The 25,623-nt window shown below is 71.8% G+C and carries 18 protein-coding genes and 1 tRNA gene; 15 read left to right on the forward strand and 4 right to left on the reverse strand.

Annotated elements, in window-relative coordinates:
* Positions 1–75: 75 nt before the first annotated feature.
* The 11 genes from AB0O82_RS04105 to AB0O82_RS04155 all read left to right on the forward strand — a co-directional run bounded on the left by AB0O82_RS04105 (position 76) and on the right by AB0O82_RS04155 (position 15,454).
* On the forward strand, positions 76–888 hold the full coding sequence (locus AB0O82_RS04105) for a hypothetical protein (RefSeq protein ID WP_363580061.1): 813 nt from the start codon (positions 76–78) through the stop codon (positions 886–888).
* A gap of 267 nt (positions 889–1,155) precedes the next feature.
* Positions 1,156–2,019, forward strand: a complete 864-nt coding sequence (locus AB0O82_RS04110) for a hypothetical protein (protein ID WP_363580063.1) — start codon at positions 1,156–1,158, stop codon at positions 2,017–2,019.
* Between the two features lie 366 nt (positions 2,020–2,385).
* Positions 2,386–2,949, forward strand: coding sequence for a 50S ribosomal protein L10 (rplJ, locus tag AB0O82_RS04115; protein ID WP_063348937.1), 564 nt, complete (start codon positions 2,386–2,388; stop codon positions 2,947–2,949).
* An 84-nt stretch (positions 2,950–3,033) separates the two neighbouring features.
* Positions 3,034–3,417, forward strand: a complete 384-nt coding sequence (gene rplL / locus AB0O82_RS04120; protein ID WP_208869184.1) for a 50S ribosomal protein L7/L12 — start codon at positions 3,034–3,036, stop codon at positions 3,415–3,417.
* A gap of 722 nt (positions 3,418–4,139) precedes the next feature.
* Positions 4,140–7,616 (forward strand): DNA-directed RNA polymerase subunit beta, encoded by a 3,477-nt coding sequence (gene rpoB / locus AB0O82_RS04125; protein ID WP_350877059.1) that lies wholly within the window; start codon positions 4,140–4,142, stop codon positions 7,614–7,616.
* Between the two features lie 98 nt (positions 7,617–7,714).
* Complete coding sequence (locus AB0O82_RS04130) at positions 7,715–11,608, forward strand: DNA-directed RNA polymerase subunit beta' (protein WP_350877062.1); 3,894 nt, start codon at positions 7,715–7,717, stop codon at positions 11,606–11,608.
* A 168-nt stretch (positions 11,609–11,776) separates the two neighbouring features.
* Positions 11,777–11,850: transfer RNA gene (locus AB0O82_RS04135), tRNA-Met, on the forward strand.
* Positions 11,851–12,030: 180 nt separating this feature from the next.
* Entirely contained in the window at positions 12,031–12,705 is a 675-nt protein-coding gene (locus tag AB0O82_RS04140) for a hypothetical protein (protein WP_363580066.1), read from the forward strand.
* Positions 12,706–12,787: 82 nt separating this feature from the next.
* Positions 12,788–13,975, forward strand: coding sequence for a sensor histidine kinase (locus tag AB0O82_RS04145; RefSeq protein ID WP_363580068.1), 1,188 nt, complete (start codon positions 12,788–12,790; stop codon positions 13,973–13,975).
* Positions 13,972–14,652, forward strand: a complete 681-nt coding sequence (locus tag AB0O82_RS04150) for a response regulator transcription factor (RefSeq protein ID WP_363580070.1) — start codon at positions 13,972–13,974, stop codon at positions 14,650–14,652. The genes AB0O82_RS04145 and AB0O82_RS04150 overlap by 4 nt, the downstream gene beginning before the upstream one ends.
* A gap of 190 nt (positions 14,653–14,842) precedes the next feature.
* Positions 14,843–15,454 (forward strand): hypothetical protein, encoded by a 612-nt coding sequence (locus tag AB0O82_RS04155; protein ID WP_363580072.1) that lies wholly within the window; start codon positions 14,843–14,845, stop codon positions 15,452–15,454.
* An 81-nt stretch (positions 15,455–15,535) separates the two neighbouring features.
* Here AB0O82_RS04155 and AB0O82_RS04160 read toward each other — a convergent pair whose 3' ends face one another.
* Together AB0O82_RS04160 and AB0O82_RS04165 are read right to left on the reverse strand one after the other, a co-directional pair.
* The gene (locus tag AB0O82_RS04160; RefSeq protein WP_363580074.1) at positions 15,536–17,335 is read right to left on the reverse strand and encodes a hypothetical protein; all 1,800 of its coding nucleotides are present in this window, start codon (positions 17,333–17,335) and stop codon (positions 15,536–15,538) included.
* Positions 17,332–18,396, reverse strand: coding sequence for a MoxR family ATPase (locus AB0O82_RS04165; RefSeq protein ID WP_363369345.1), 1,065 nt, complete (start codon positions 18,394–18,396; stop codon positions 17,332–17,334). The genes AB0O82_RS04160 and AB0O82_RS04165 overlap by 4 nt, the downstream gene beginning before the upstream one ends.
* 112 nt (positions 18,397–18,508) lie before the next feature.
* On the opposite strand from AB0O82_RS04165, the gene AB0O82_RS04170 reads away from it, so the two are divergent.
* From AB0O82_RS04170 to AB0O82_RS04185, 4 genes are all read left to right on the forward strand, one after another.
* Positions 18,509–19,249 (forward strand): NAD-dependent deacylase, encoded by a 741-nt coding sequence (locus AB0O82_RS04170; protein ID WP_363580076.1) that lies wholly within the window; start codon positions 18,509–18,511, stop codon positions 19,247–19,249.
* Positions 19,250–19,330: 81 nt separating this feature from the next.
* The gene (locus AB0O82_RS04175) at positions 19,331–20,545 is read left to right on the forward strand and encodes a cytochrome P450 (protein WP_363580078.1); all 1,215 of its coding nucleotides are present in this window, start codon (positions 19,331–19,333) and stop codon (positions 20,543–20,545) included.
* 55 nt (positions 20,546–20,600) lie between these two features.
* The gene (locus AB0O82_RS04180; protein WP_363580080.1) at positions 20,601–21,599 is read left to right on the forward strand and encodes an ADP-ribosylglycohydrolase family protein; all 999 of its coding nucleotides are present in this window, start codon (positions 20,601–20,603) and stop codon (positions 21,597–21,599) included.
* A 252-nt stretch (positions 21,600–21,851) separates the two neighbouring features.
* On the forward strand, positions 21,852–23,027 hold the full coding sequence (locus tag AB0O82_RS04185) for a serpin family protein (protein WP_363580082.1): 1,176 nt from the start codon (positions 21,852–21,854) through the stop codon (positions 23,025–23,027).
* A 78-nt stretch (positions 23,028–23,105) separates the two neighbouring features.
* On the opposite strand, the gene AB0O82_RS04190 is transcribed toward AB0O82_RS04185, so the two are convergent.
* Both AB0O82_RS04190 and AB0O82_RS04195 read right to left on the reverse strand, forming a co-directional pair.
* A complete protein-coding gene (locus AB0O82_RS04190; RefSeq protein ID WP_363580084.1) occupies positions 23,106–24,218 on the reverse strand; it encodes an ADP-ribosylglycohydrolase family protein in 1,113 nt (370 codons plus the stop codon).
* Positions 24,219–24,260: 42 nt separating this feature from the next.
* A complete protein-coding gene (locus AB0O82_RS04195) occupies positions 24,261–25,541 on the reverse strand; it encodes a DUF2786 domain-containing protein (protein WP_363580086.1) in 1,281 nt (426 codons plus the stop codon).
* Positions 25,542–25,623 lie beyond the last annotated feature (82 nt).

Below are 25,623 nucleotides of genomic sequence, written 5' to 3' on the forward strand. Positions count from 1 at the left end.
ATCCGTTAGAGTCCGCGTGAGAAGAAGCCGAAAATCGGTTCTTCATCGGATCGTTCGGATCTCACGGGGGACTCCATGCGCGCTGCGCGCCTCGCCTCGACCGTCGTCACCGCGGCCGTGCTGCTCGGTGCCGCCACCGCCTGCGGCAGCAAGGGCGGCGACGCCAAGAGCGGCGACGCGGCGCCGGCCGGAGACCCCAAGGCCGCGCTGGCCGCCTCCGCCCTGGTGATGCAGAAGGCCGGCAACGGCAAGGTCACCATGGTCTCCCCGGACGGCTCGACCCACACCGCGGGCAGCGGCGACGCCGACTGGAAGGACCCGAACCGGACGGCCGTCGACCTGACGGGCGAGGTGGAGACCAAGAAGATCCGGTTCCGGGTGATCGGCACCGACGGCTACCTCGGCGGCGGCGACACCGAGGCCGCCGCCATGGGCGGCAAGCACTGGATCAAGCTGCCCGCCTCGAACGAACTCGGCGACGGCGTCCTGCTGATGAGCCAGCTGCTCAACCCGGTCGCCCAGCTCGGGCTCGCCGCGCAGAGCGGCAAGCCCGCCAAGGTCGGCCAGGAGAGCCTCGACGGCGTCCAGGTCACCCACCTGCGGGTGGTCGAGGAGGCCTCCGCCATGGTGGCCGGCATGCCGGCGCTCACGGCCGACCAGCGCACGGCCGTCCAGAAGTCCCTGGAAGAGGACGGCAGGACCCTCACCATCGACTTCTGGCTCAACGGCCGGCAGGAACTCGTCCAGTACCAGGAGTACGGCGACAAGAACGGCGAGCACGACGCCGTCACCGTCAAGTACGCGGACCTCGGCAAGGCCGCGAAGATCGACGCCCCCGCCGCCACCGACCTCGGCAGCGAGACCGATCTCCTCAAACTGCTCGGCTGATCCGCCGAGCCCGCGCACCGGAGCCGACACGGCTCCCTCCGTACCGAACGGCTGACCCCCGGGGCGCAGAACGGCAAGTCCACCGTCCTCCACTCGGACTACGGCACGCCGGTCACCGCTGCGGTGCCGGAGGCGGCCGACACGGTGGAACTGGCCGAGCTGGCGAAGCTGGGCAAGGGGGGCGCCACCGGCTGATCCGGGGCAGGGTGGCAAGGTGGCCGGAACGAAAGCCGCCGACGCGGCGCCCGGGCGAGAGGGGACCAGACGATGGCGGGACGACGGCGGTTGGCGGCGCTGGCCGCGGTCGTCCTGCTGGCGAGCGGGCTGGCCGGATGCGGCGGGGGTGGCGGCACGCCGGCCGTGCCCTCCGGCAGCCCGACCCCGACCAGTTCCTCGTCGACCGAGGCGGCCAAGCCCAGCGACCGCTCGCCGCACGGCGTCCTGGTCTCCGCCCAGCTGGCCATGCAGACCGCCCGCCGGGCCAAGGTCAGCTACCGGCTGGGAGCGGACGCCGGGGCCGGGCCGCTGTTCTGGCAGCCCAAGACGGCGCTCCAGATCAAGCGCTCCACCCCGGCCGACGCCGAGCAGCTGATCGTCGTGGACACCGTCGCCTACCAGGGCGGTGACGCCGCCACCGCGGCTCGCCAGGGCGGCCGGCACTGGGAGCGCTTCTCCGTCCCGCCGGACCCGGACGGCCACCGGGAGGTCCCGTACGCGGGGCTGATCGACCTGCTGAACCCGGTCGAGGCGCTGGCCGCCGCCACCGCCGACGGGGTGGACCCGCGGTTCGTGGGTGAGGAGAAGTTCGACGACTCGACGGTCGAGCACTACCGGATCACCACCACCGCCGAGCGCTACGCCGCCGCCCAGACCCAGCTGACCCAGGCCCGCCGGGACGGCCTGCGGGCCGCGCTGGCCCCCGGCGGCTCGATCTCGCTCACCGTGGACCTCTGGCTCAACGACAAGGACCAGCTGGTCCGGCTCCAGCGCACCGGCAGCGGTGACAGCGGCCGGGCGGACGACTCGATCCTCTACTCCGACTTCGCCGGCGCCCTGCTCTCGGTGCAGGCCCCGGCCGAGGCGGACACCGTGGACACCGGGCCCCGGACGGTCTCCCCACTGGCCCGCTGAGCCCCGTCCGGCGCGGCCGGCCCGGCGGGGATCGGCCGTTCAGAGGCGATTTGCCCCGGACGGCCGAGTCCGGTTACTGTTACCGAAGCCAAAGACCGCTGGTTGTCACCGTTCTCGCGAGGGATTCGGTGGCCGAAGGATCTGCGCTTCGTCGCAGGCAGCCCGCGCAGGTGTGTCTGGAGCTTCGACTTCCGGGTCCGCGTTCGCGCGAACATCCGTTGAGGTCGTTTCGAGCCCCGTGCGCCCTGCGCACCGGGGCTCATCTGCTTTTCCGCAGGCTTTCCTTCCGTCCGGTTGGTTCGAGGCGTGAATGGTCGACTTTCGCGGTCGGCCGGATTTCGACATCACGGAAGGAGGCGTAAGCCTATGGCAAGGCCCGACAAGGCTGCTGCCGTCGCCGAGATCACGGACAAGTTCCGTGGCTCCTCCGCGGCGCTGCTGACCGAGTACCGCGGTCTCTCGGTGAAGCAGGTCAAGACCCTGCGTCGCTCGCTCGGCGAGAACGCCGAGTACGCCGTGGTGAAGAACACGCTGACCAAGATCGCGGCCAACGAGGCCGGGATTTCGGAGCTCGACGACCTGTTCAACGGTCCGACGGCTGTCGCCTTCGTCACCGGTGACCCGGTGGAGTCGGCGAAGGCTCTGCGTGACTTCGCCAAGGAGAACCCCGCTCTCATCATCAAGGGCGGTGTCCTTGACGGTAAGGCGCTGTCCGCCGATGAGATCAAGAAGCTCGCGGACCTCGAGTCCCGCGAGGTGCTGCTCGCCAAGCTGGCGGGTGCCCTGAAGGCCAAGCAGTCCCAGGCTGCCGCGCTCTTCCAGGCCCTGCCGTCGAAGCTCGTCCGCACTGTGGACGCGCTGCGCGACAAGGTCGAGCAGGGCGGTGCCGGTACGCCGGCTCCCGCCGCCGAGGACGCCGCCGCCGAGTAATCGGCAGGCTCACGCCTCGCTGCGGGCCCGTGCCCGCCCCACCCGTACATACGGCATCACCTGCCGATTTAGTGGAAGGACGCCATCATGGCGAAGCTGTCCCAGGACGAGCTGCTCGCGCAGTTCGAGGACCTCACCCTCATCGAGCTCGCTGGCTTCGTGAAGGCCTTCGAGGAGAAGTTCGACGTCACCGCCGCCGCCCCGGTCGCCGTTGCCGCCGCCGGTGGCCCGGCCGCCGTTGAGGCCGTCGAGGAGCAGGACGAGTTCGACGTCATCCTCGATGGTGCCGGCGACAAGAAGATCCAGGTCATCAAGGAGGTGCGCACCCTGACCTCCCTCGGCCTGAAGGAGGCCAAGGACCTCGTTGACACCGCTGGTGCCAAGGTCCTGGAGAAGGTTGCCAAGGACGTTGCCGAGAAGGCCAAGGCCGCCCTCGAGGGCGCCGGCGCCAAGGTCACCGTCAAGTGACTTCTCGCCCCCTCTGAGGGGGCCTGAAGCCGGGCCGATCACCCTTGTGGGTGGTCGGCCCGGCTTTTTCGCGTTTCCGGCCCTGAGCGGCCCTGGGACGGCCCCGGGGCCGGTCCGCGGCCGGGATGTGCCGGTGTGGCCGAGAGCCCACTCGGCAGCGTCGGTGCGGACGGGTATGGTGATCACCGTCATCGACTGTGGCCCCCACCACGGCTTCTGTAACGCCGGGGGGCGTCCGGCCGATGGACGGGTCGAGGTCCGCACCGCCTGCGGGCCCTTGACGAACCCGGCGAGGCGCGCGATTCTCAAGGCGCGAGTCCGCCCGGTTGGTTTGCCCCTGGATGCATAACCAGTGGCTCAGGCGGGAAATGACTCCACGTGAGTTATGGGGCCCGGGCAGTGCCCGGGCCGGTGCAGTACCCGGTGGGCGTTCGCGTCCGCCGGCTACCGGGAGGAGTCTCCGATTCGGTTTCCGAATCAGAGCTGGACAGCAGTGTGCCCTTTGGCTACACTGTCCCTTTGCGCTGCCTGTTAGCTGCTCCGTGACTCGTCGCCCGGAGTCTGCGTTGCCCTGAAGGGGTCTGGCATCGCCTCCGCAAAGCGGCTCTGACCTGGGATCTCGATCCCGGCGGAGGCCAGTGGCGAGGGAGGCGGGACCAAGCCCGTGAAGGCCCGGCTGGTACGCGCGTAGTGAGCTCCGAGCCCTCGGAAGGACCCCCCTCTTGGCCGCGCCGCGCAACGCCTCGAACAATTCCGCCGCATCCACCGCCCCGCTCCGCGTCTCCTTCGCGAAGATCAAGGAGCCCCTCGAGGTCCCCAACCTCCTGGCCCTGCAGACCGAGAGCTTTGACTGGCTGCTCGGCAATGCGGCCTGGAAGTCCCGGGTCGAGGCGGCGTTGGAGAACGGTCAGGACGTCCCCACCAAGTCCGGTCTGGAGGAGATCTTCGAGGAGATCTCCCCGATCGAGGACTTCAGTGGGTCGATGTCGCTGACCTTCCGCGACCACCGTTTCGAGCCGCCGAAGAACTCGATTGACGAGTGCAAGGACCGCGACTTCACGTTCGCGGCTCCGCTCTTCGTCACGGCCGAGTTCACCAACAACGAGACCGGTGAGATCAAGTCTCAGACGGTCTTCATGGGCGACTTCCCGCTCATGACCCACAAGGGCACGTTCGTGATCAACGGCACCGAGCGTGTCGTCGTGTCGCAGCTGGTCCGCTCCCCGGGCGTGTACTTCGACTCCACCCTGGACAAGGTGTCCGACAAGGACATCTACTCCTGCAAGGTCATCCCCTCGCGTGGTGCCTGGCTGGAGATGGAGATCGACAAGCGCGACATGGTCGGCGTCCGCATCGACCGTAAGCGCAAGCAGTCCGTCACCGTGCTGCTCAAGGCGCTCGGCTGGACCAACGAGATGATTCTCGAGGAGTTCGGCGAGTACGAGTCCATGCGCAACACCCTGGAGAAGGACCACACCCAGGGCCAGGACGACGCGCTGCTGGACATCTACCGCAAGCTGCGTCCTGGCGAGCCGCCGACGCGCGAGGCCGCGCAGACGCTTCTGGAGAACCTGTACTTCAACCCGAAGCGCTACGACCTCGCCAAGGTGGGCCGCTACAAGGTCAACCGGAAGCTGGGCAACGCCGAGTCGCTGGACTCCGGCGTGCTCACCGAGCCCGACATCATCGGTGCGATCAAGTACCTGGTGAAGCTGCACGCCGGTGAGACCGAGTGGAACGACCAGACCGGTCGCGACATCGTGGTCGAGGTCGACGACATCGACCACTTCGGCAACCGTCGCCTGCGCAACGTCGGCGAGCTCATCCAGAACCAGGTCCGTACGGGTCTCGCCCGTATGGAGCGCGTCGTGCGCGAGCGCATGACCACCCAGGACGTCGAGGCGATCACGCCGCAGACCCTGATCAACATCCGGCCGGTCGTCGCCTCCATCAAGGAGTTCTTCGGCACCAGCCAGCTGTCGCAGTTCATGGACCAGACGAACCCGCTGTCGGGCCTGACCCACAAGCGCCGTCTGTCCGCCCTCGGCCCCGGTGGTCTCTCCCGTGAGCGCGCCGGCTTCGAGGTCCGTGACGTGCACCCCTCGCACTACGGGCGCATGTGTCCGATCGAGACCCCCGAAGGCCCGAACATCGGTCTGATCGGGTCGCTGGCCTCGTACGGCCGGGTCAACGCCTTCGGCTTCATCGAGACCCCGTACCGCAAGGTCATCGAGGGTGTCGTCACGGAGCAGGTCGACTACCTCACGGCCGACGAGGAGGACCGCTACGTCATCGCGCAGGCCAACGCCCCGCTGACGACGGAGCTGACCTTCGCCGAGCCGCGTGTCCTGGTCCGCCGCCGTGGCGGCGAGATCGACTACATCCCGGGCACCGAGATCGACTACATGGACGTCTCGCCGCGCCAGATGGTGTCGGTCGCGACCGCCATGATCCCGTTCCTCGAGCACGACGACGCCAACCGCGCGCTCATGGGCTCGAACATGATGCGCCAGGCGGTGCCGCTGCTGAAGAGCGAGGCTCCGCTGGTCGGTACCGGCATGGAGTACCGCTGCGCCGTCGACGCCGCGGACGTCATCACCGCCGAGAAGGCCGGTGTCGTCCAGGAGGTCTCGGCCGACTACGTCACCGTCGCCAACGACGACGGCACGTACACCACGTACCGCGCCGCCAAGTTCACCCGCTCCAACCAGGGCACCGCCTTCAACCAGAAGGTGCTCGTGGACGAGGGCGCCCGGGTCGAGTCCGGCCAGGTGCTGGCCGACGGCCCGTGCACCGACGAGGGCGAGATGGCCCTCGGCAAGAACCTGCTCGTGGCGTTCATGTCGTGGGAGGGTCACAACTACGAGGACGCGATCATCCTGTCGCAGCGCCTCGTGCAGGACGACGTCCTCTCCTCGATCCACATCGAGGAGCACGAGGTCGACGCCCGTGACACCAAGCTCGGCCCCGAGGAGATCACCCGGGACATCCCGAACGTCTCCGAGGAGGTCCTCGCCGACCTCGACGAGCGCGGCATCATCCGCATCGGCGCCGACGTCGTCACCGGCGACATCCTGGTCGGCAAGGTCACGCCCAAGGGCGAGACCGAGCTGACCCCGGAGGAGCGCCTGCTCCGCGCGATCTTCGGTGAGAAGGCCCGTGAGGTCCGCGACACCTCGCTGAAGGTGCCGCACGGTGAGTCCGGCAAGGTCATCGGCGTCCGCGTCTTCGACCGCGAAGAGGGCGACGAGCTGCCCCCGGGCGTGAACCAGCTGGTCCGCGTCTACGTGGCCCAGAAGCGCAAGATCACCAACGGTGACAAGCTCGCCGGCCGTCACGGCAACAAGGGCGTCATCTCGAAGATCCTGCCGGTCGAGGACATGCCGTTCCTGGAGGACGGCACCCCGGTCGACATCATCCTCAACCCGCTGGGCGTCCCGTCCCGAATGAACCCGGGACAGGTCCTGGAGATCCACCTCGGGTGGCTCGCCAAGCAGGGCTGGGACGTCTCCGGCCTCGCCGACGAGTGGGCCCAGCGCCTCCAGGCGATCGGCGCCGACACCGTCCAGGGCGGCACCAACCTCGCCACCCCGGTCTTCGACGGCGCCCGCGAGGACGAGATCACCGGCCTGCTGGACAACACCACCCTCACCCGTGACGGTGAGCGCCTGGTGAACTCCACCGGCAAGGCCCGGCTGTTCGACGGCCGCTCCGGCGAGCCGTTCCCGATGCCGGTCTCGGTCGGCTACATGTACATCCTCAAGCTGCACCACCTGGTCGACGACAAGCTGCACGCCCGTTCGACCGGTCCGTACTCGATGATCACCCAGCAGCCGCTCGGTGGTAAGGCGCAGTTCGGTGGTCAGCGCTTCGGTGAGATGGAGGTGTGGGCCCTTGAGGCGTACGGCGCTGCTTACGCGCTGCAGGAGCTGCTCACCATCAAGTCCGACGACGTCCTCGGCCGCGTGAAGGTCTACGAGGCCATCGTCAAGGGCGAGAACATCCCCGAGCCCGGCATTCCCGAGTCCTTCAAGGTCCTCATCAAGGAAATGCAGTCGCTCTGCCTCAACGTGGAGGTGCTGTCCTCGGACGGCCAGTCCATCGAGATGCGGGACTCCGACGAGGACGTGTTCCGCGCCGCCGAGGAGCTCGGCATTGACCTGTCCCGGCGCGAGCCGAGCAGCGTCGAAGAGGTCTGACGGAGGTTGGGCCGGCTGCCCGAGCAGCCGGCCCGCCCCCAGGCCCCCCTCAGACCACATGAACGACTCTCGACTTACGAAAGAGGGCTTGACGACCAGTGCTTGACGTCAACTTCTTCGACGAGCTCCGCATCGGCCTGGCCACCGCCGACGACATCCGCCAGTGGTCGCACGGCGAGGTCAAGAAGCCGGAGACCATCAACTACCGCACCCTGAAGCCCGAAAAGGACGGACTCTTCTGCGAGAAGATCTTCGGCCCCACCCGGGACTGGGAGTGCTACTGCGGTAAGTACAAGCGCGTCCGCTTCAAGGGCATCATCTGTGAGCGCTGCGGCGTCGAGGTGACCCGCGCCAAGGTGCGCCGTGAGCGGATGGGCCACATCGAGCTGGCCGCCCCGGTCACCCACATCTGGTACTTCAAGGGCGTGCCGTCCCGCCTGGGCTACCTGCTCGACCTGGCGCCGAAGGACCTCGAGAAGGTCATCTACTTCGCCGCCTACATGATCACCTGGGTCGACGACGAGCGCCGCCAGCGCGACCTGCCGTCCCTGGAGGCGCACGTCTCGGTCGAGCGCCAGCAGATCGAGAACCGCCGCGACTCCGACCTCGAGGCCCGTGCCAAGAAGGCCGAGACCGACCTGGCCGAGCTGGAGGCCGAGGGCGCCAAGGCCGACGTGCGCCGCAAGGTGCGCGAGGGCGCCGAGCGCGAGATGAAGCAGCTGCGCGACCGCGCGCAGCGCGAGCTCGACCGCCTCGACGAGGTGTGGGCCCGCTTCAAGAACCTCAAGGTCCAGGACCTCGAGGGCGACGAGCTGCTCTACCGCGAGCTGCGCGACCGCTTCGGCACCTACTTCTCCGGCTCGATGGGCGCGGCGGCCCTCAAGGACCGCCTCGAGACCTTCGACCTGGCGGAGGAGTCCGAGCGCCTGCGCGAGATCATCCGCACCGGCAAGGGCCAGAAGAAGACCCGTGCGCTGAAGCGCCTCAAGGTCGTCTCCGCGTTCCTGCAGACCACCAACAAGCCCAACGGCATGGTGCTGGACTGCGTCCCGGTCATCCCGCCGGACCTGCGTCCGATGGTGCAGCTGGACGGTGGCCGCTTCGCGACCTCCGACCTGAACGACCTGTACCGCCGCGTGATCAACCGCAACAACCGCCTGAAGCGGCTTCTCGACCTCGGCGCGCCCGAGATCATCGTGAACAACGAGAAGCGCATGCTCCAGGAGGCCGTCGACGCCCTGTTCGACAACGGCCGTCGCGGCCGTCCGGTCACCGGCCCGGGCAACCGCCCGCTGAAGTCCCTCAGCGACATGCTGAAGGGCAAGCAGGGTCGTTTCCGCCAGAACCTGCTCGGCAAGCGCGTCGACTACTCGGCCCGTTCGGTCATCGTCGTCGGCCCGCAGCTCAAGCTGCACCAGTGCGGTCTGCCCAAGGCCATGGCGCTGGAGCTCTTCAAGCCGTTCGTGATGAAGCGCCTGGTCGACCTGAACCACGCGCAGAACATCAAGTCGGCCAAGCGCATGGTCGAGCGTGCCCGCCCGGTCGTGTGGGACGTGCTCGAAGAGGTCATCGCCGAGCACCCCGTCCTGCTGAACCGTGCGCCCACCCTGCACCGCCTCGGCATCCAGGCCTTCGAGCCCCAGCTGGTCGAGGGCAAGGCCATCCAGATCCACCCGCTCGTCTGCACCGCGTTCAACGCGGACTTCGACGGTGACCAGATGGCCGTCCACCTGCCGCTCTCCGCGGAGGCGCAGGCCGAGGCCCGCATCCTGATGCTGTCCTCGAACAACATCCTGAAGCCGGCCGACGGTCGCCCCGTCACCATGCCGACCCAGGACATGGTGCTCGGTCTGTTCTTCCTGACCTCGGACCGGGAGACGGTGAAGGGCGGTGGCCGTTCCTTCTCCTCGACCGCCGAGGCCGTCATGGCCTTCGACGCCCGCGAGCTGGACGTCCAGGCCCCGATCGAGCTGCGCCTGCCGGCCGGCACCGTCCCGCCGCGCGGCTGGACCCCGCCGGTGGACGAGGAGGGCCAGACGGCCTGGTTCGACGGCGAGCCGTTCCGCCTGACCACCACCCTGGGCCGCGCGCTCTTCAACGAGCTGCTGCCCGAGGACTACCCGTTCGTCGACTACGAGGTGGGCAAGAAGCAGCTCTCCGCGATCGTCAACGACCTGGCGGAGCGCTACCCCAAGGTCGTCGTCGCGGCGACCCTGGACAACCTGAAGGCGGCCGGTTTCCACTGGTCGACCCGCTCGGGTGTCACCGTCTCGATCTCCGACGTCGTCGTCCCGCCGAACAAGCCCCAGATCCTCGAGGGCTACGAGGCGAAGGCGGAGAAGGTCCAGCGTCAGTACGAGCGCGGCCTGATCACCAACGACGAGCGCAAGCAGGAGCTCATCGGCATCTGGACCCAGGCGACCAACGAGGTCGCCGAGGCCATGAACGAGAACTTCCCGAAGACGAACCCCATCTTCATGATGGTCGACTCGGGTGCTCGTGGAAACATGATGCAGATGCGCCAGATCGCCGGTATGCGTGGTCTGGTGTCGAACGCCAAGAACGAGACCATCCCGCGACCCATCAAGGCGTCGTTCCGTGAGGGTCTCACCGTGCTGGAGTACTTCATCTCCACCCACGGTGCCCGTAAGGGTCTGGCGGACACCGCCCTCCGTACCGCCGACTCCGGCTACCTCACCCGTCGTCTGGTCGACGTCTCCCAGGACGTCATCATTCGCGAGGAGGACTGCGGCACCGAGCGCGGCCTGAAGCTGGCGATCGGCACCGTCGGTGCGGACGGCGTGCTGCGCAAGGCCGACGACGTCGAGACCAGCGTGTACGCCCGCATGCTCGCCGAGGACATCACGGTGGACGGCAAGCTCCTTGCCACCGCCAACACCGACCTCGGTGACGTGCTGATCGACGAGCTGATCCGCCACGGCATCGGCGAGGTCAAGACCCGCTCGATCCTGACCTGCGAGTCGGCCGTCGGCACCTGCGCCTTCTGCTACGGGCGTTCGCTGGCCACCGGCAAGCTGGTCGACATCGGTGAGGCGGTCGGCATCATCGCCGCCCAGTCCATCGGTGAGCCCGGTACCCAGCTGACGATGCGTACCTTCCACACCGGTGGTGTGGCCGGTGACGACATCACCCAGGGTCTGCCGCGTGTCGTCGAGCTCTTCGAGGCCCGTACCCCCAAGGGTGTGGCCCCGATCTCGGAGGCCACCGGCCGGGCGCGGATCGAGGACACCGAGAAGACCCGCAAGCTCGTCATCACCCCGGACGACGGCAGCGACGAGATCGCCTACCCCGTCTCCAAGCGTGTGAAGCTGCTGGTCAGCGAGGGCGAGGCGGTCGAGGTCGGCCAGAAGCTGACCATGGGTGCCACCAACCCGCACGACGTCCTGCGCATCATGGGCCAGCGTGCCGTCCAGATCCACCTGGTCGCCGAGGTCCAGAAGGTCTACAACTCGCAGGGTGTGTCGATCCACGACAAGCACATCGAGATCATCATCCGGCAGATGCTCCGCCGCGTGACGATCATCGAGTCGGGCGACGCCGAGCTGCTCCCGGGCGAGCTCGTCGAGCGCGGCCGCTTCGAGACCGAGAACCGTCGCGTGGTCGCCGAGGGCGGTCACCCCGCCTCCGGCCGTCCGCAGCTGATGGGTATCACCAAGGCCTCGCTGGCCACCGAGTCCTGGCTGTCGGCCGCCTCCTTCCAGGAGACGACCCGGGTCCTCACCGACGCGGCGATCCACGCCAAGTCGGACCCGCTGCTGGGCCTCAAGGAGAACGTCATCCTCGGTAAGCTCATCCCGGCCGGTACGGGTCTGCCCCGCTACCGCAACATCCGGGTCGAGCCGACCGAGGAGGCCAAGGCCGCGATGTACTCGGCCGTCGGCTACGACGACTACGACCTGTCGCCCTTCGGCGCCGGCTCCGGCCAGGCGGTCCCGCTGGACGACTACGACTACGGCCCGTACACCGGCTGAGTCCGACGTTCGGCTGTCAGGGCGGTCACCCCTCGCGGGGTGGCCGCCCTGCGGCGTTCCCGCTGCGGGGGCGAGGGGGCGAGGGGGCGAGGGGGCGAGGGGGCCGGGGGCCCTGCGGGGCACGGATTAGGTTCCCCGGCAGAAGTCGCGTAGAGTCGTGTTTACCGACGCGGGGTGGAGCAGCTCGGTAGCTCGCTGGGCTCATAACCCAGAGGTCGCAGGTTCAAATCCTGTCCCCGCTACTCAGTAGCAACGAAGGGCCCGGAGGCATCAAGCCTCCGGGCCCTTTCGTCGTTCCCGGGAGCGGCCCCTCCCTCGTGCGGGGGAGGGGCCGGAACCGCTCTGGCGAGGGAGGCGGGAGAGGGGACGGCCGGGGGAGGCTTCGCGTGTCGGGACGGCGGGGCTTTCGAAGGGGGCCGGGCATGAAGCGGGTACTGGGCGCGATGGCGATCACGGGGACGGTGCTGGTCGGGATGTCCGCCTGCCTGCCCTTCGGGGACGACCAGGAGCACCGGACCGTGGACTACGGGGTGTCGGAGCCGGTCGGGGAACTGGTGGTCGAGGCGCACACCGGCGGGATCGTGGTGACCGGCGGCGGCGACGCGGTGCACGTGACCGAGGAGCAGAACTACCGGGGCGAGGCGCCGCGGACCACGCACGAGGTGAAGGACGGCGTGCTGCGGCTGACGTACGACTGCCGGGGCTGCGGCGTCGGGTACACCGTGCAGGTGCCGGCCGGGACGAAGGTGCGGGTGACCCAGGAGACCGGCGGGGTACGGCTGGTCGGGCTGGCCGCCGAGGTGGAGGCCTCGGTGGACACCGGCGGGGTCGAGGCCACCCGGCTGACCTCGCAGACCGTCCGGTTGAGCACCCGGACCGGCGGGGTGCGGGCCGACTTCGCGGCGGCACCCGTGAAGGTGGAGGCGAAGGCGGAGACCGGCGGGGTGCGGGTCAGGGTGCCGGCCGGGGAGGCGTACGCGGTGGACGCGCACGCCGGGGCCGGCGGAGTGGAACTCGGGATCCCCTCGCAGCCGGGGGCGGCGCGCAGCATCGCGGCGCGCACGGGCGCCGGCGGAGTGTCGGTCGACGGTGTCTGACCGGGCCGTTCCGGAGGTCCTGCCGGTAGGGCATGATCTTCTCCGCGGGGGCGGCGCCCCCGGACCCGGGGGAGGGGCGGCGGTGGTGCGAGCGGCGCGCTGGCAGAGCTGGTCGGCCGGGCTGAGTCCGTACGTGCTGGACTCGCTGCTGGCCGTGGCATCGGCCGGGATCTCGGTCTGGGCGGTCGGCAACGACGACACGGCCTGGCCGTGGTGGGTCTACCTGGTGGCGGTGTCCACCTCGCTGTCGCTGCCCTGGCGGCGCCGGGCGCCGCTGGCCGCGCTGGCGGCGGGCAGCGTGGCCCTCATGACGCTGTCCGTGGTGGCGCACTCGGCGAGTCCGCAGGTGCCGCTGGCCGGGGTGATCGGCATCTACACGGTGGCGGAGCGCTCCCCGGACCGGCAGCGCTGGACGGTGCTGGCGGTGGTGGTGGTCGCCAACGTGATCGGCACCCACTCGCCCAACGGCATGCTGTTCAGCCTGCTCACCTCGGTCGGCTCGTTCGTCTTCGGCTCGCTGGTGCGCGCCCAGCGGCGGCTGGCCCGGCTGGAGGCCGAGCGGGCCCGCGAGGCGGGGGAACGGGCGGCGAGTGAGGCGGGCCGCGCGGTGGTGGAGGAGCGGGCCCGGATCGCCCGGGAGATGCACGACATCCTGGCGCACGCCGTCTCACTGATGATCATCCAGGCCGAGGCCGGGCCGCTGGTGGTGCACGCCAACCCGGACCGGGCGATCCGCGCCTTCGACACCATCGCCGACGCGGGCCGCGACGCGATGGTCCAACTGCGTCGCGTCCTCGGAGTACTGAAGGAGGAGGGGGCCGGCCCTGAGCTGGCTCCGCAGCCCCGGTTGGCCGAACTCGCCGACGTGGCAGAGCGGGTGCGCCGGGCCGGATCGGCGGTGGAGCTCGAACTGGCCGACGGGCTGGGCGCGGTGCCCGCCGACCTCCAGGCGGCGGCGTACCGGATCGTGCAGGAGGCGCTGACCAACACGGTCAAGCACTCCGGCGCCGACCGGGTGGCGGTCCGGGTGCGGCGGTCCGGGGACACCCTGGAGGTCATGGTGTCCGACAACGGGCGCGGGCTGCCGGTGACCGTCGGCGGCGCGGTGAACGGCTGGTCCGGCGGCCGCGGGCTGGTCGGCATCCGGGAGCGGGCGGCGGCCTGCGGCGGGCGGGCCGAGGCCGGGCCCGGACCGGAGGGCAAGGGCTTCCTGGTGAGTGCCCGGCTGCCGTTGGGGGTGGCGGGCGTGGTGGAGAAGGCGGGCGGATGAATCCGATTCGGGTGGTCGTCGCGGACGACCAGGAGCTGGTGCGGGCAGGGTTCGGGATGATCCTGGACGCGCAGCCCGACATCGAGGTGGTGGCCGAGGCGCGCGACGGCGCCGAGGCGGTCGAGGCGGTCCGCGCCCACGGCCCGGACGTCCTGCTGCTGGACGTCCGGATGCCGGTCATGGACGGGCTGGAGGCGGCCCGCCGGGTCTGCGCCGAGTTCCCGTCCACCAAGGTGATCATGCTGACCACCTTCGACGCCGACGACTACGTCTTCGACGCGCTGTACGCGGGCGCCAGCGGCTTCCTGCTCAAGGACGTCCGGCGGGACGACCTGGCGCACGGGGTGCGGATGGTGGCCTCCGGGGAGGCGCTGCTCGCGCCCTCGGTGACCAGGCGGCTGATCGGCGAGTTCGCCGCCCGCCGCCCGGGCTCGCCCGAGCGGGCGGTCCGGCCGCCGTCCAAGCTGCTGGAGCAGCTCACCCTGCGCGAGCAGGAGACCCTGCGGCTGCTGGCGCGCGGGCTCTCCAACGCGGAGATCGCGGCCGAGCTGGTGGTCAGCGAGCACACGGTGAAGACGCACGTCAGCAATGTGCTGAGCAAGCTGGGGCTGCGGGACCGGGTGCACGCGGTGGTGTTCGCGTACGAGGCCGGCGCGGTGGTGGCGGGGGAGGCGTAGGGCCCCCCTCCGGATCACGCCGGGCGCGCGGGGCCCCTGGTCGGGGCTCCCCCGTGCGGGGGAGGCGGCGGGTTCGCCGGTGCGGGCGATCCGCGACGAGGGGTGCGGCGGACAGCATCTGTGGTGTCGGAACGGACCACGGGCCACCAGCTACCTGCCGGGGCCGCGGATCACCACAGGAGACCGTCGGATGAACACCCCGCAGCAGAACCGCCGCACCGCCTACGCCGTCGTCGGCGCCCCCGCCCTGATGGCCCTCTACGGGGGGATCAGGCTGGTCCCGGGCTCCCGGGAACCCGGCCTCGGCTGGACGGTCGGCCACACCGCGATGTTCGCCGGGCTGCTGCTGTTCGCCCCGGTCCTGCTCGCCCTGCGCGGGCTGCTCGCCCCGCGCGGCACCACGGCCGGGCGGCTCGCGGCCGGTGCCGCGCTCGGGACGGCGTTCGTCGGCCTGGCGGCCTCGCTGGTGCAGATCGGGATCGATCTGTACGTCGGCCTGGCGGCGGCGGACAAGGCCGGGCAGTCGCGGCTGTTCGACCGCGTCCAGGGCGTCCCCGGGGTACTGCCGGCCGTCTACCAGATCGGCCCGCTGCTGTTCTACGTCGGCCTGCTGGCTCTGCTGGTCGCCGCCGCGGTGGGCGCGGCCCGGACGCTGCCCTGGTGGAGCCCGGTGCTGATGCTGGCCGGCACCGCCGCCTCGGGGGTCGACCTGGCGCTGATCCCGGTGGCCGCGGTCTGCTACCTGGCGGCGCTGGCCCCGCTGGCCCGCCGCTCCGCCGCTCCCCGCCCGGCACTGGTCTGACCGGCGCCGGTCTGACCGGTGTTGGTCCGACCGGGCGGTACGGACGGACGGCCGCTCCCGCAGGGGAGGGGCGGGCGCCCGTCAGCTCATCCGGAACACCGGTCCGCGCGGGGTGAACGGCAGCCCGGCGCCCCGGGGGACGAGGAAGGCGTGCTCGCGGCGCACCCGCAGCACGTCGCACGCGCCGTCGGTGATGACCAGCACGGGCGCCCCGCGCGGGAAGTCCTCGGCCCGCTCCAGCAGGTCGACGCCCGGCTGCAGCTCGGTGCCGCCGCGCCCGCGCACCCGGACCCGGCCGGCGATCTCGCCGACCGGGACGTACCCGGCGTCGTGCGGTGCGGCGTCGCAGTGCACCACCCGGGCCGCGGGCACGTCCCGGGCGGCCGCGTACGAGGCGATCGCGCCGAGCGCCTTGCCGAGCAGTACCCGGTTCATCGAGCCGGAGGTGTCCAGGACGACGCCGAAGGTGCAGCGCGGCACCTCCTCGGGCGGGTGGTAGCGGCCGGCCCGGGGGATGTCCGGGGTGGCGGACTGCCGGCGGGCCGGCCGGGAGTAGCTGCGGACCGGCTCCGGGCGGGGCACGAACTCGTCGAACCAGCGGGCCAGCCGGGCGTCCCAGGGCAGCGGCGGGTGGGCGAGGGCGCGGATCTCCTCGACCAGCCCGGCGGGCAGCAGCCCGCGTTCGCGCTGGTGCAGCTCGAAGCCCTGCTGGAGGCCGCGGCGGTAGAAGTCGTCGAGGTCCACGTAGTCGCGCGGGCCGCGGTCCAGCGGTGCGCCGAGGATGTCCGGGCGGTTCTTGCCGGCCAGGGTGGCGAGCCGGCGGATCCGGCGCTCGTCGCGGACGATCCGGTCGTACACCTCCTCGGCGGACAGCCCCTTCAGCTGCGGGTCGTGCAGCAGGCCTTCCGGCATGTCGCCGACGCCCATCTCCAGCAGCCACCCGTTGATGACGTAGTCGGCGGCGACGTTGAAGAGGAACGGATCCCGGCCGCCGCGACGCTCGCCGTGCCGCAGGGCGGCGTGCAGCATCTCGTGGCCGAGGATGAACCGCCACTCCTCGTCGGTCTGCTGGCGCAGCGGGTTGATGTAGACCTCGCCGGCCTCGGCGTTGACGGCGGCGATGGTGATGCCGTGGGCGCGGGCCAGTTCGGCGTCGGCGACGACGGTGAGGCCGGCCGCGATGCCGCCGAGCAGCGGGTAGGAGGAGACGAACCAGCCGAGCGCCCTGGTCCACGGCCGTACGGGCAGGCGCTCGCCGGTCTCCTGGTCGAAACGGCCGCCGGCCCGGTCCATCGCGGCGGACATGGTGCGGGTGAGGGCGGCGGCGAAGGCCATCGACCAGTCCTTCGGGGTGTGGCCGTAGTTCTGCCACTCGACCAGCAGCTGGTCGTGGTCGGCGGTGCCGGCCGTCCCGGCGGTGACGGCCGGCGGCAGGCCGTCGCGGCGCCAGCGGGCGGTCAGCTCCTCCTCGTCGCCGCCCGGGTACTCCTGCGGGAGGGCGACCGGGGGGCGGCCGACCGGGAAGGTCGCGAGGAAACGGTTCACCACCGCGCAGCGGGCCGCCTCCTCGTAGACGTCGGGCTGGACCCGGATACCCCGGGCGGCCGGGACGTGGCCGAAGCCCAGGTGCAGCAGGCAGTGCGCCAGCACCCAGGCCCACTCCTCCGGTTCGGCCCGGCGGCGCGGGTTGACGTGCACGGTGCCGTCGGAGTCGACCACCGCCCAGCCGCCGGGCGGGGCCAGCCCGCAGTCGTCCCGGCGGCAGAAATCGGCGGGCACGGCGTCGAAGGCCGGATTCTGGCGCAGCAGCCGGACTCCCTCGGCGAAGACCTCCGCGCCCGGGTCCGGCTTCTTCGCACCCTTCTGGACGGAAGGACTCACCGGCGGGCCTCGACCAGCCGGGGCATGTCCCGGGCCGCCTCGATCAGGAACCAGGAGGGCAGCACCGGATTGCCGTCCGCGCCGTCGGCGATCACCGTCTGGGCGACCTCCACCGAGATCTCGGCCAGCTGCACCAGCAGCGACTTGGCCCGGAAGGCGGTCTGCCGCTGCGCCCCCGAGGCGTGCTCCTTGCTGGCCGGCAGCTCCTTGACCAGGCGGCCGCGGAAGGCGTCGGCCAGGTAGTAGAGCAGGTCGCGGTCCTCCAGCCGGTGCGGCCAGCGGGCGTCGCCCTTGAGGATCGCCTCCAGGCCGTACGCGTTGCGGACGATCTTGGCGTAGCCGCAGAAGGCGATCGCGTGCTGCGGGGTGAGCAGCCCGTACGCGAGCACCTTGAGGGTCTCCTCGTCCAAGGTGGGGCCGAAGGAGTGCAGCGCGTCGGAGAGCATGTGCCAGGCGCGCGGGGTGGAGAACGGCTCCTCGGTCTTCGGCGGGGCGGACCACAGGTGGTCGGGCCGGTCGGTGACGTAGTCGATGACCCAGGGGTGGATGCCGGCGCCGGCCGCCCAGCGCAGCCAGTCCGCGGCGCTGGCCCGCAGGTGCACGTGGACCATGCGGTTGACCAGCGCGGACGCCATCGGCCGGGCGAGCGCGCCGTCGGTGGCGCGGTTCCCGGCGCCGATCACGATCGAGCCGGGCGGCAGCTCGTACGAGCCGATCCGGCGGTCCAGGATCAGCGAGTAGAACGCCTTCTGGACGTCCGGGGTCGCTGCGTTGAGCTCGTCCAGGAACAGGCAGTACGGCTCGTCGCGGGCGATCTGCTCGGGCGGGCAGAACCGGGAACGGCCCTCCGGGGTCAGCTGAGGGACACCGATCAGGTCCTCCGGGGCGAGCTGGGTGCCGACCAGGCTCACGCACTCCAGGCCGAGCGACTCGGCGAACTCCCGCACCAGCGAGGACTTCCCGATCCCGGGCGCGCCCCAGAGGAACACCGGCCGGACGGTGGCCAGCCCGAGCAGCAACTCGGGAATCTGGACGGGCGAGACGCTGACTGCTCCCTGCACGGGGCTCCTTGGCAAGTGGTGGGGTGACCGGCCCAGTGTGCGGCGGTAGTTGGCGCGGCGCACCCGGATTTTCGCTGGCGCCCCGAACCGGGCCGCCCGTACCGTCCGGGGCATGAACGCGAAACGCCCCCTGATCGCCGTCCTCACCGGCGCGGGCATCTCGACCGACTCGGGCATCCCCGACTACCGCGGCCCGCAGGGGCTCTGGCAGCGGGACCCGTCGGCCCAGGACCTGGTCACCATCGGCCCGTACCGTGCCGATCCCGAGGTGCGGCGGCGGGCGTGGCGGCTGAGGCTGGAGACGGGTGTGCTGGGGGCCGAGCCGAACGCCGGGCACCGGGCGCTGGTCGATCTGGAGCGCTCGGGGCTGCCGCTGCGGGTGCTCACCCAGAACGTGGACGGGCTGCACCAGCGGGCCGGGCTGGCCCCGCGCAAGGTGCTCGAACTGCACGGCACCGCACTGGAGGTGCAGTGTCTGGGCTGCGCGGCGACGGGGCCGATGGCGGAGGCGCTGCGGCGGGTCGAGGCGGGCGAGCCGGACCCGGCCTGCCGGGCGTGCGGGGGGATCCTGAAGCCGCGCACGGTGATGTTCGGCGAGAACCTGGACCAGGAGGTGCTCGGGCAGGCCGACTCGATCGCCCGCGCCTGCGACGTGTTCATCGCGGTCGGTACCAGCCTTCAGGTGTTCCCGGTGGCGGCGCTGCCGTACAACGCGGTGCGGACCGGGTCGAAGCTGATCATCCTGAACGCCGAGCCGACGCCGTGCGACGAGGCCGCCGACGAGGTGATCCGCGAGCCGATCTCCCAGGCGCTGCCGGCCCTGGTGCGCAGGCTGGTGGGGGAGGGGCTCTGAAGAAGGGGCTTAAAAACGGGTGAACCGCATGCGTACGATGATCCTTCCGGCTCCCCCCTCATGGCCTGGAGTGATCGAGCGATGACGACGACGGCGAAGTTCGACCCCTGGGCGGCGGCGTTCGTGGCCCACCCGTACGACGCGTACGCCGAGTTGCGCGAGCACGCGCCGGTGACGTACTTCGAGCCGACCGGGCAGTGGCTCGTCTCGCGGCACGAGGACGTCAGCGCGCTCCTGCGCGACCGGCGGCTCGGGCGCACCTACACCCACCGCTTCGGCCACCAGGAGTTCGGGCGGCCCGAACCCGACCCGGCGCACGAGCCCTTCCACACCCTCAACGACTTCGGGCTGCTCGACCTGGAGGCCCCCGACCACACCCGGATCCGCCGGCTGGTCTCCAAGGCCTTCACCCCGCGCATGGTCGAGGGCCTGCGGCCGACCGTCCAGCGGCTCGCCGGGGAACTCGTCGACGGCCTGCTCGCGGCCGGCGGCGGCGACCTGATCGCCGCCGTCGCCGAGCCACTGCCGGTCGCCGTGATCGCCGAGATGCTCGGCGTGCCGGAGGGCGACCGGCACCTGCTGCGGCCCTGGTCCGCCGACATCACCGGCATGTACGAGCTCAACCCGAGCGAGGAGGCCGCCCGCAAGGCCGTCACCGCGAGCACCGAGTTCTCCGACTACCTGCGCGCCCTCATCCGCGAACGCCGCACCGCCCCCGGCACCGACCTGATCAGCGCGCTGATCCAGGCCCAGGAGGGCTCCGACGCGCTCAGCGAGCAGGAGATGATCTCCACCTGCGTGCTGCTGCTCAACGCCGGCCACGAGGCGACCGTCAACACCACCGGCAACGGCTGGTGGGCGCTGTTCCGCAACCCCGGCGAACTCGCCCGGCTGCGCGGCGCGACCGACGCGCTCCTGCCCACCGCCATCGAGGAGCTGATGCGCTGGGACACCCCGCTGCAGCTGTTCGAACGGTGGGTCCTGGAGGACATCGAGCTGCGCGGCGTCACCATCCCGCGCGGCTCCGAGGTCGCCCTCCTCTTCGGCTCCGCCAACCGCGACCCCGAGCGCTTCACCGACCCCGACCGCCTCGACCTCGGCCGCACCGACAACCCCCACATCACCTTCGGCGCCGGCATCCACTTCTGCCTCGGCGCCCCGCTCGCCAGACTGGAACTCACCGAGTCCTACGGCGCCCTCCTGCGCCGCGCCCCCGGCCTGCGCCTGGCCCGCGAACCCGAGTGGAACCCGGGCTACGTGATCCGGGGCCTCAGGGAACTGGTGGTCGAGGTCTAGATCGAGGTCTGGGACAGGTCGGGTTCGGGGTCGGTTCGAGGAACGGGGGAGAGCTGTGGGCAAGGCGACGGGGTCACTGCTGGGGCTGGCGATCGGGGATGCGATCGGCCGGGTGACCGAGTTCAAGACGGTCGAGATGATTGCCGACGACCACCCTGACTGGCGGCAACTTCCGCTGCCCCCAAGGGCGCTGGTCACCGACGACACCCAGATGACCCTCGCCCTCGGCCGTGGTCTGCGCATTGCCCTGGAGCGCGGGCCGCTGACCCCGCTACGGCTGGAGCGGCCCGTTCGCGAGGAGTTCGTCGACTGGTGGCGCTCCCCGCAGAACAACCGTGCTCCCGGCATGACCTGCCTGCGCGCCTGCGAGCGGCTGAGCCGCCCCGCGTACCGCTGGCAGCAGGCGAGCGACGTCGGCTCCAAGGGCTGCGGCGCCAACATGCGGGTCGCTCCGGTCGGGCTGATCCGCGAACTCGACGCCCGCCAGCTCGCGGGCGCCGCGCAGTTGCAGTCCGCGCTCACCCACGGGCACCCGACCGCACTCGCCGCCAGTGACCTCACCGCGTACGCCATCCGCAAGCTCGCCGAGGACGTTCCGCCGGCCGGCCTGCCCGCGGTGCTGCGGGCGTACGCGCTGGCGAGCCGCGAGCGGTACGACGAGTTCTGGCTCGGCGACCTCGCCGCGCGCTGGCACGGCCACTCGCCGCAGGACGTCATCGCCCGCGGCTGGGACGACTGCCTGGCCGTGCTCGACCGGCTGGACGCCGCGCTCGCCGCGCCCGACGTCGAAGCGGACCCGTGTCTGGCCACCGGTGAGGGCTGGGTCGCCGAGGAGGCCTTCGCCACCGGCCTGCTCTGCTTTCTGCTGCTGCCGGACGACCCGGTGGCCGCCGTCCGCCGGGCCGCCTACTCCAGCGGCGACTCGGACTCCCTGGCCTGTCTGACCGGCGCCTTCGCCGGGGCCCGTCACGGGGAGTCGGTCTGGCCGCAGGAGTGGGTGGAGCGGATCGAGTACCGGGACGAGCTGCTCGAGCTCGGGGCGCTCTGGGACTGAGCTCCACGACCTGCGCTCTGGGACTGAGCTCCACGACCTGCGCTCTGGGCCCGGGCGGAACCGGGTTCGGGGGTGGTGCGTCGAAGGGCCATGACGAAGCGCAGCACCGCAGGGCATGGCCGTTCCCGCCGTCGGGTGGGGCTGCTTCTCGCCGCCGGGTTGGCCGTCGGCCCGGCGCTGGCCGGGTGCGGGAGTGCGGCGGGCGGGGGGCCCGTGGTGGTGCGGGCCTCGACGTCGGGGAGCCGGGCGGCGGTGGATCCGGGGCAGGTGGCGGCGGTGGCGGCCGGGACCAGCGCCTTCGGGCTGGACCTGCTGCACGCGCTGACCGCGACACCGGACGGGGCGGGGCGCAACGTCGTGGTCTCGCCGGCCGGGCTGGCGAGCGTGCTCGGGATGCTGCTGCCGGGGGCGCGCGGCGCCACCGCCGAGGAGTTGGCCAAGGCCCTGCACACCGGGCTCGACCCGCGACAGTACGCCCTCGCCGTCGGCGCGCCGGACCGCGGGAGCCGGGCCGGCGGCGACCAGGTCGTCCTGCGCCGGTCCGACGACCTGTGGACGCAGCAGGGCCTGGCCGTCGCCCCGGAGTACCTGGACACGCTCGCCGCCGCCTTCGACACCGGCGTGCACCCCGTCGACTTCGCCAAGGACCCGGCCGACGCCCGCAGGAGCATCAACGCGGCGGTGGAGAAGGCCACCGAGGGGCGGATCAAGGAGCTCTTCGGCCCGCGACAGATCACCGCCGAAACCCGGCTGGCACTCACCGACGCGCTCTACCTGAAGGCGGCGTGGGCCTCCGGGTTCAAGCCCGCGAACACCTCCGAGCGCCCCTTCCACCGGCTGGACGGCTCCACCCCGTCGGTGAGCACGATGAGCCGCACCGGCACCCTCCGGTACGCCGAGGGCTCCGGCGGCATCGTCGGCGAACCCTGGCAGGCCGTCGAACTCCCTTACGCGGGAGGCAGGTTGGCGATGGACCTGATCGTCCCCGCGCAGGGCGGGTACACGGCCTTCAGCAAGGGCCTGGACCAGGCCCAGCTCGACCGGATCCTCGGCGGGCTCGACGAGCGGTCCGTCGACCTGACCCTGCCGCGGTTCCACTTCGACACGGCCAACGACCTCGTCCCCGCCCTGCGCTCACTCGGCGTCAAGGCGGCCTTCGACGCGCCCGACTTCACCGGCATCACCGGCATCACCGCCAAGGAGCCGCTCGGCCTGGGCGCGGTGGTGCAGAAGGCCACCGTCGAGGTGAACGAGGACGGTACGGTCGCGGCGGCCGGCAGCGGCGCCGGGGTGGCGGCGATGGCGGCGCCGGCCGCGCCGGAGTCCGTCCAGCTGCACATCGACCGGCCGTTCCTGTTCCTGATCCGCGACACCGCCGACGGGCGGCCGCTGTTCCTCGGCCAGGTCACCGACCCGCAGGCGTCCTGAGCCGACCCGCAGGCGCCCTGAACCGACCCGCGGACGAAGCGGGCGAAGCGGGCGAAGCAGCCGGAGGAGGACCGGGCGTCACCAGGCCGGGTAGCGCCCGCCGAGCGCCGGGTGGGCCGGGTCGCGGCTGCCGAACAGCACCAGCAGGTCGTCCGCGACCCGCAGCAGTTCGGCCCGGCCCTCGACCGCCCCCGCCCACTCGGCGGGCAGCGCCGAGGCGCCGTACGCGGCGCCGACCAGGTTGCCGCAGACCGCGCCGGTGGAGTCGCTGTCCCCGGAGTGGTTCACCGACAGCAGCAGCGCGCTGCGCACCGGGTCGGGTTCGAGGGTGGTCGCCAGCAGCGAGTACACCGCGATGGCCAGGCACTCCTCGGCGATCCAGCCGAGCCCGACCCGCTCCACGGACTCCGCCGTCGGCTGCGACTCCTGGGCCACCCGGACGGCCCGGGCCAGCGCCTGCACCGTCTCCTTGGACCCCGGCAGCTCGCGGATCTGCTCCACGGTCTCGCCGACCGCCGCCCACGGCTCGGTCCCGTTGGCGAGCCGCTCGACCAGCGCCGCGAAGGCGCCCGCCGAGAGGTAGCCGGTCGGGTGCCCGTGGGTGATCTGGGCGCACTGCACGGCCAGCCCGAAGGACAGCTCGACGCCGAGCCGTGCCAGCCCGAACGGCGCCGAGCGCATCACCGTGCCGCAGCCCTTGGAGCCCGGGTTGATCGGCCCCGGCTGCCCGATCACGGACGGCGACTCGAACTCCGGGTGCTCGGACACCCCGCTCATGCAGGCGTTGCCGGGCGCCCGCGACGCGTACAGGAAGGGCCTGGTCAGCAGCCAGCCGTCGTACGGGCGGGGCTGCGGCGCGGTGTCCGGCGAGCCCTGGCGCTGGGTCAGCAGCCAGCGCCGGTACGCGGCGTGGACGGCCTCCGGCACCGAGCCGCCGCCGCCCGTCCAGCCGCGGACGAACGCGCGGATCAGGCCCTCGGCGGTGAACAGGGTCATCTGGGTGTCGTCGGTGACTTCGACCGGCCCGGCGCCGTCCGGCAGCCCGGTCACGCCGTCCGGCCCGTACCGCTGCTGGATCTGCTGGAGCTGCTGGAACTCCACCGGCCAGCCCAGCGCGTCGCCGACGGCCCCGCCGAGCAGCGCCCCGCGCACCCGGTCGCGGTATCCCGATTCGGCCGCCGACTCCGTCACGTCGATCCCCCTTGGTTCATGGCGGGATCCGTTCTATCAGGTCTACCGGCGGATCTGCCCGGCGCGCCCGTGCAGCGCGGCGCGGTCGGCGGCGGCGCGCCCGGCCGCCCAGCCCACGCCGTCGCTCACCCGGACCCGCTGCGAGACCAGCTTGGGGAACAGCCGGCCGACCTCGTCGTCCACCGCCTCGGAGCGGGCCGCGAGCGCGGGCAGCAGCCGTTCGTCGGGCAGCAGCTGCTCCTCGGTGCCGTCCTCGCGCAGGTGCCGGCCGGCCGCGGCGGCGCTGGTCGCGCGCTCGGTGGCGGCGGTCAGCCGCTCGCGGATCCGCGCCGCGTACGCGACCAGGAAGGAGTGCCGGAACGCCTTGCTGCGCGAGTCCCGGCGGGAGCCGGCCTTGTTGAGCGCGTGGGTGGCCTGCACCAGCAGCGAGGTGTAGAGCAGCTCGACGCCGTCCAGGTCGCCGTCGAAGCCGACGACGGTGCAGAACCCGAACTCCTTGGCCCACACCGCCCGGCACCGGTTGGCCGCCGCGACGGCGTCCAGCAGCATCGTCTTGGGGCTCTCGTACGGGTTGTCCACGCCGATCCGCAGCGCCGCCGGGGTGTTCCGGTCGTCGCCGGTGGCGGCCAGCAGCGCGTCGTCGATGCTGTGCTGGGCCATCAGCTGCTGGGCCTTGGCGGTGAGCGCCTCGGCCTCCTCCGGGTACTCGGTGGACTCGGCCTTGGCCAGCAGCGCCCGGATCCGGGCCAGCATCCGCGGCTCGCCGGCCTGCGGGCCGGCGGCGCGTTCGGCCTGCGGCCGCCGGCCGGGCGCGGGGCCGACCGGGGAGATCGGCGGCAGCCGGCCCCAGGTCCGCAGCAGCTCCAGGGCGGCGGTGGCGAGCGCGAAGCGGTCCAGCCGGTGCCGGTCGGCGAAGGCGCCGAGGTACTGCTCGTCACCCGGCCACCACACCTCGGCCTCCAGCTCGCGCAGCTGCTCGTGCCAGCGCCGGTCGAGGGCGGCCGCGGGGTGCCGACGGCCCTCGGCGGCGATCAGGTCCACCGCGAGGGCCAGGTGGACGGGCTTCAGCCCGCGTCGGACCACCCGGGCCAGGTCGGCCGGACGCCACCCGGCGGACCAGCAGCGGCCGACGGCGGTGTCCGCGTACCCCAGCAGGGCCCGGCTGACCGCCGGCCACTGCCCGGCCGAGGCGGCGAGCAGCGACGCCCCGGTGTCCAGGGCGAGGTCCAGCGTCTCGTCCGGGGCCGTCAGCACCGATCGCACCGCCTGCTCCAGCAGTGGGCCGGCGCCCCCGTCCCCGTCCTGCTGCGCGCGCTTGCCCACGGTGTGTCCCTGCTCTCCTCGACGGTCCGGCCCTCCCGCCCATGATGCCGGAGCGCCCGGCCCCTTCGACGGGACCGGGCGC

The organism is Kitasatospora sp. NPDC088264, assembly GCF_040685715.1.
In the GTDB taxonomy this organism is placed as follows: domain Bacteria; phylum Actinomycetota; class Actinomycetes; order Streptomycetales; family Streptomycetaceae; genus Kitasatospora.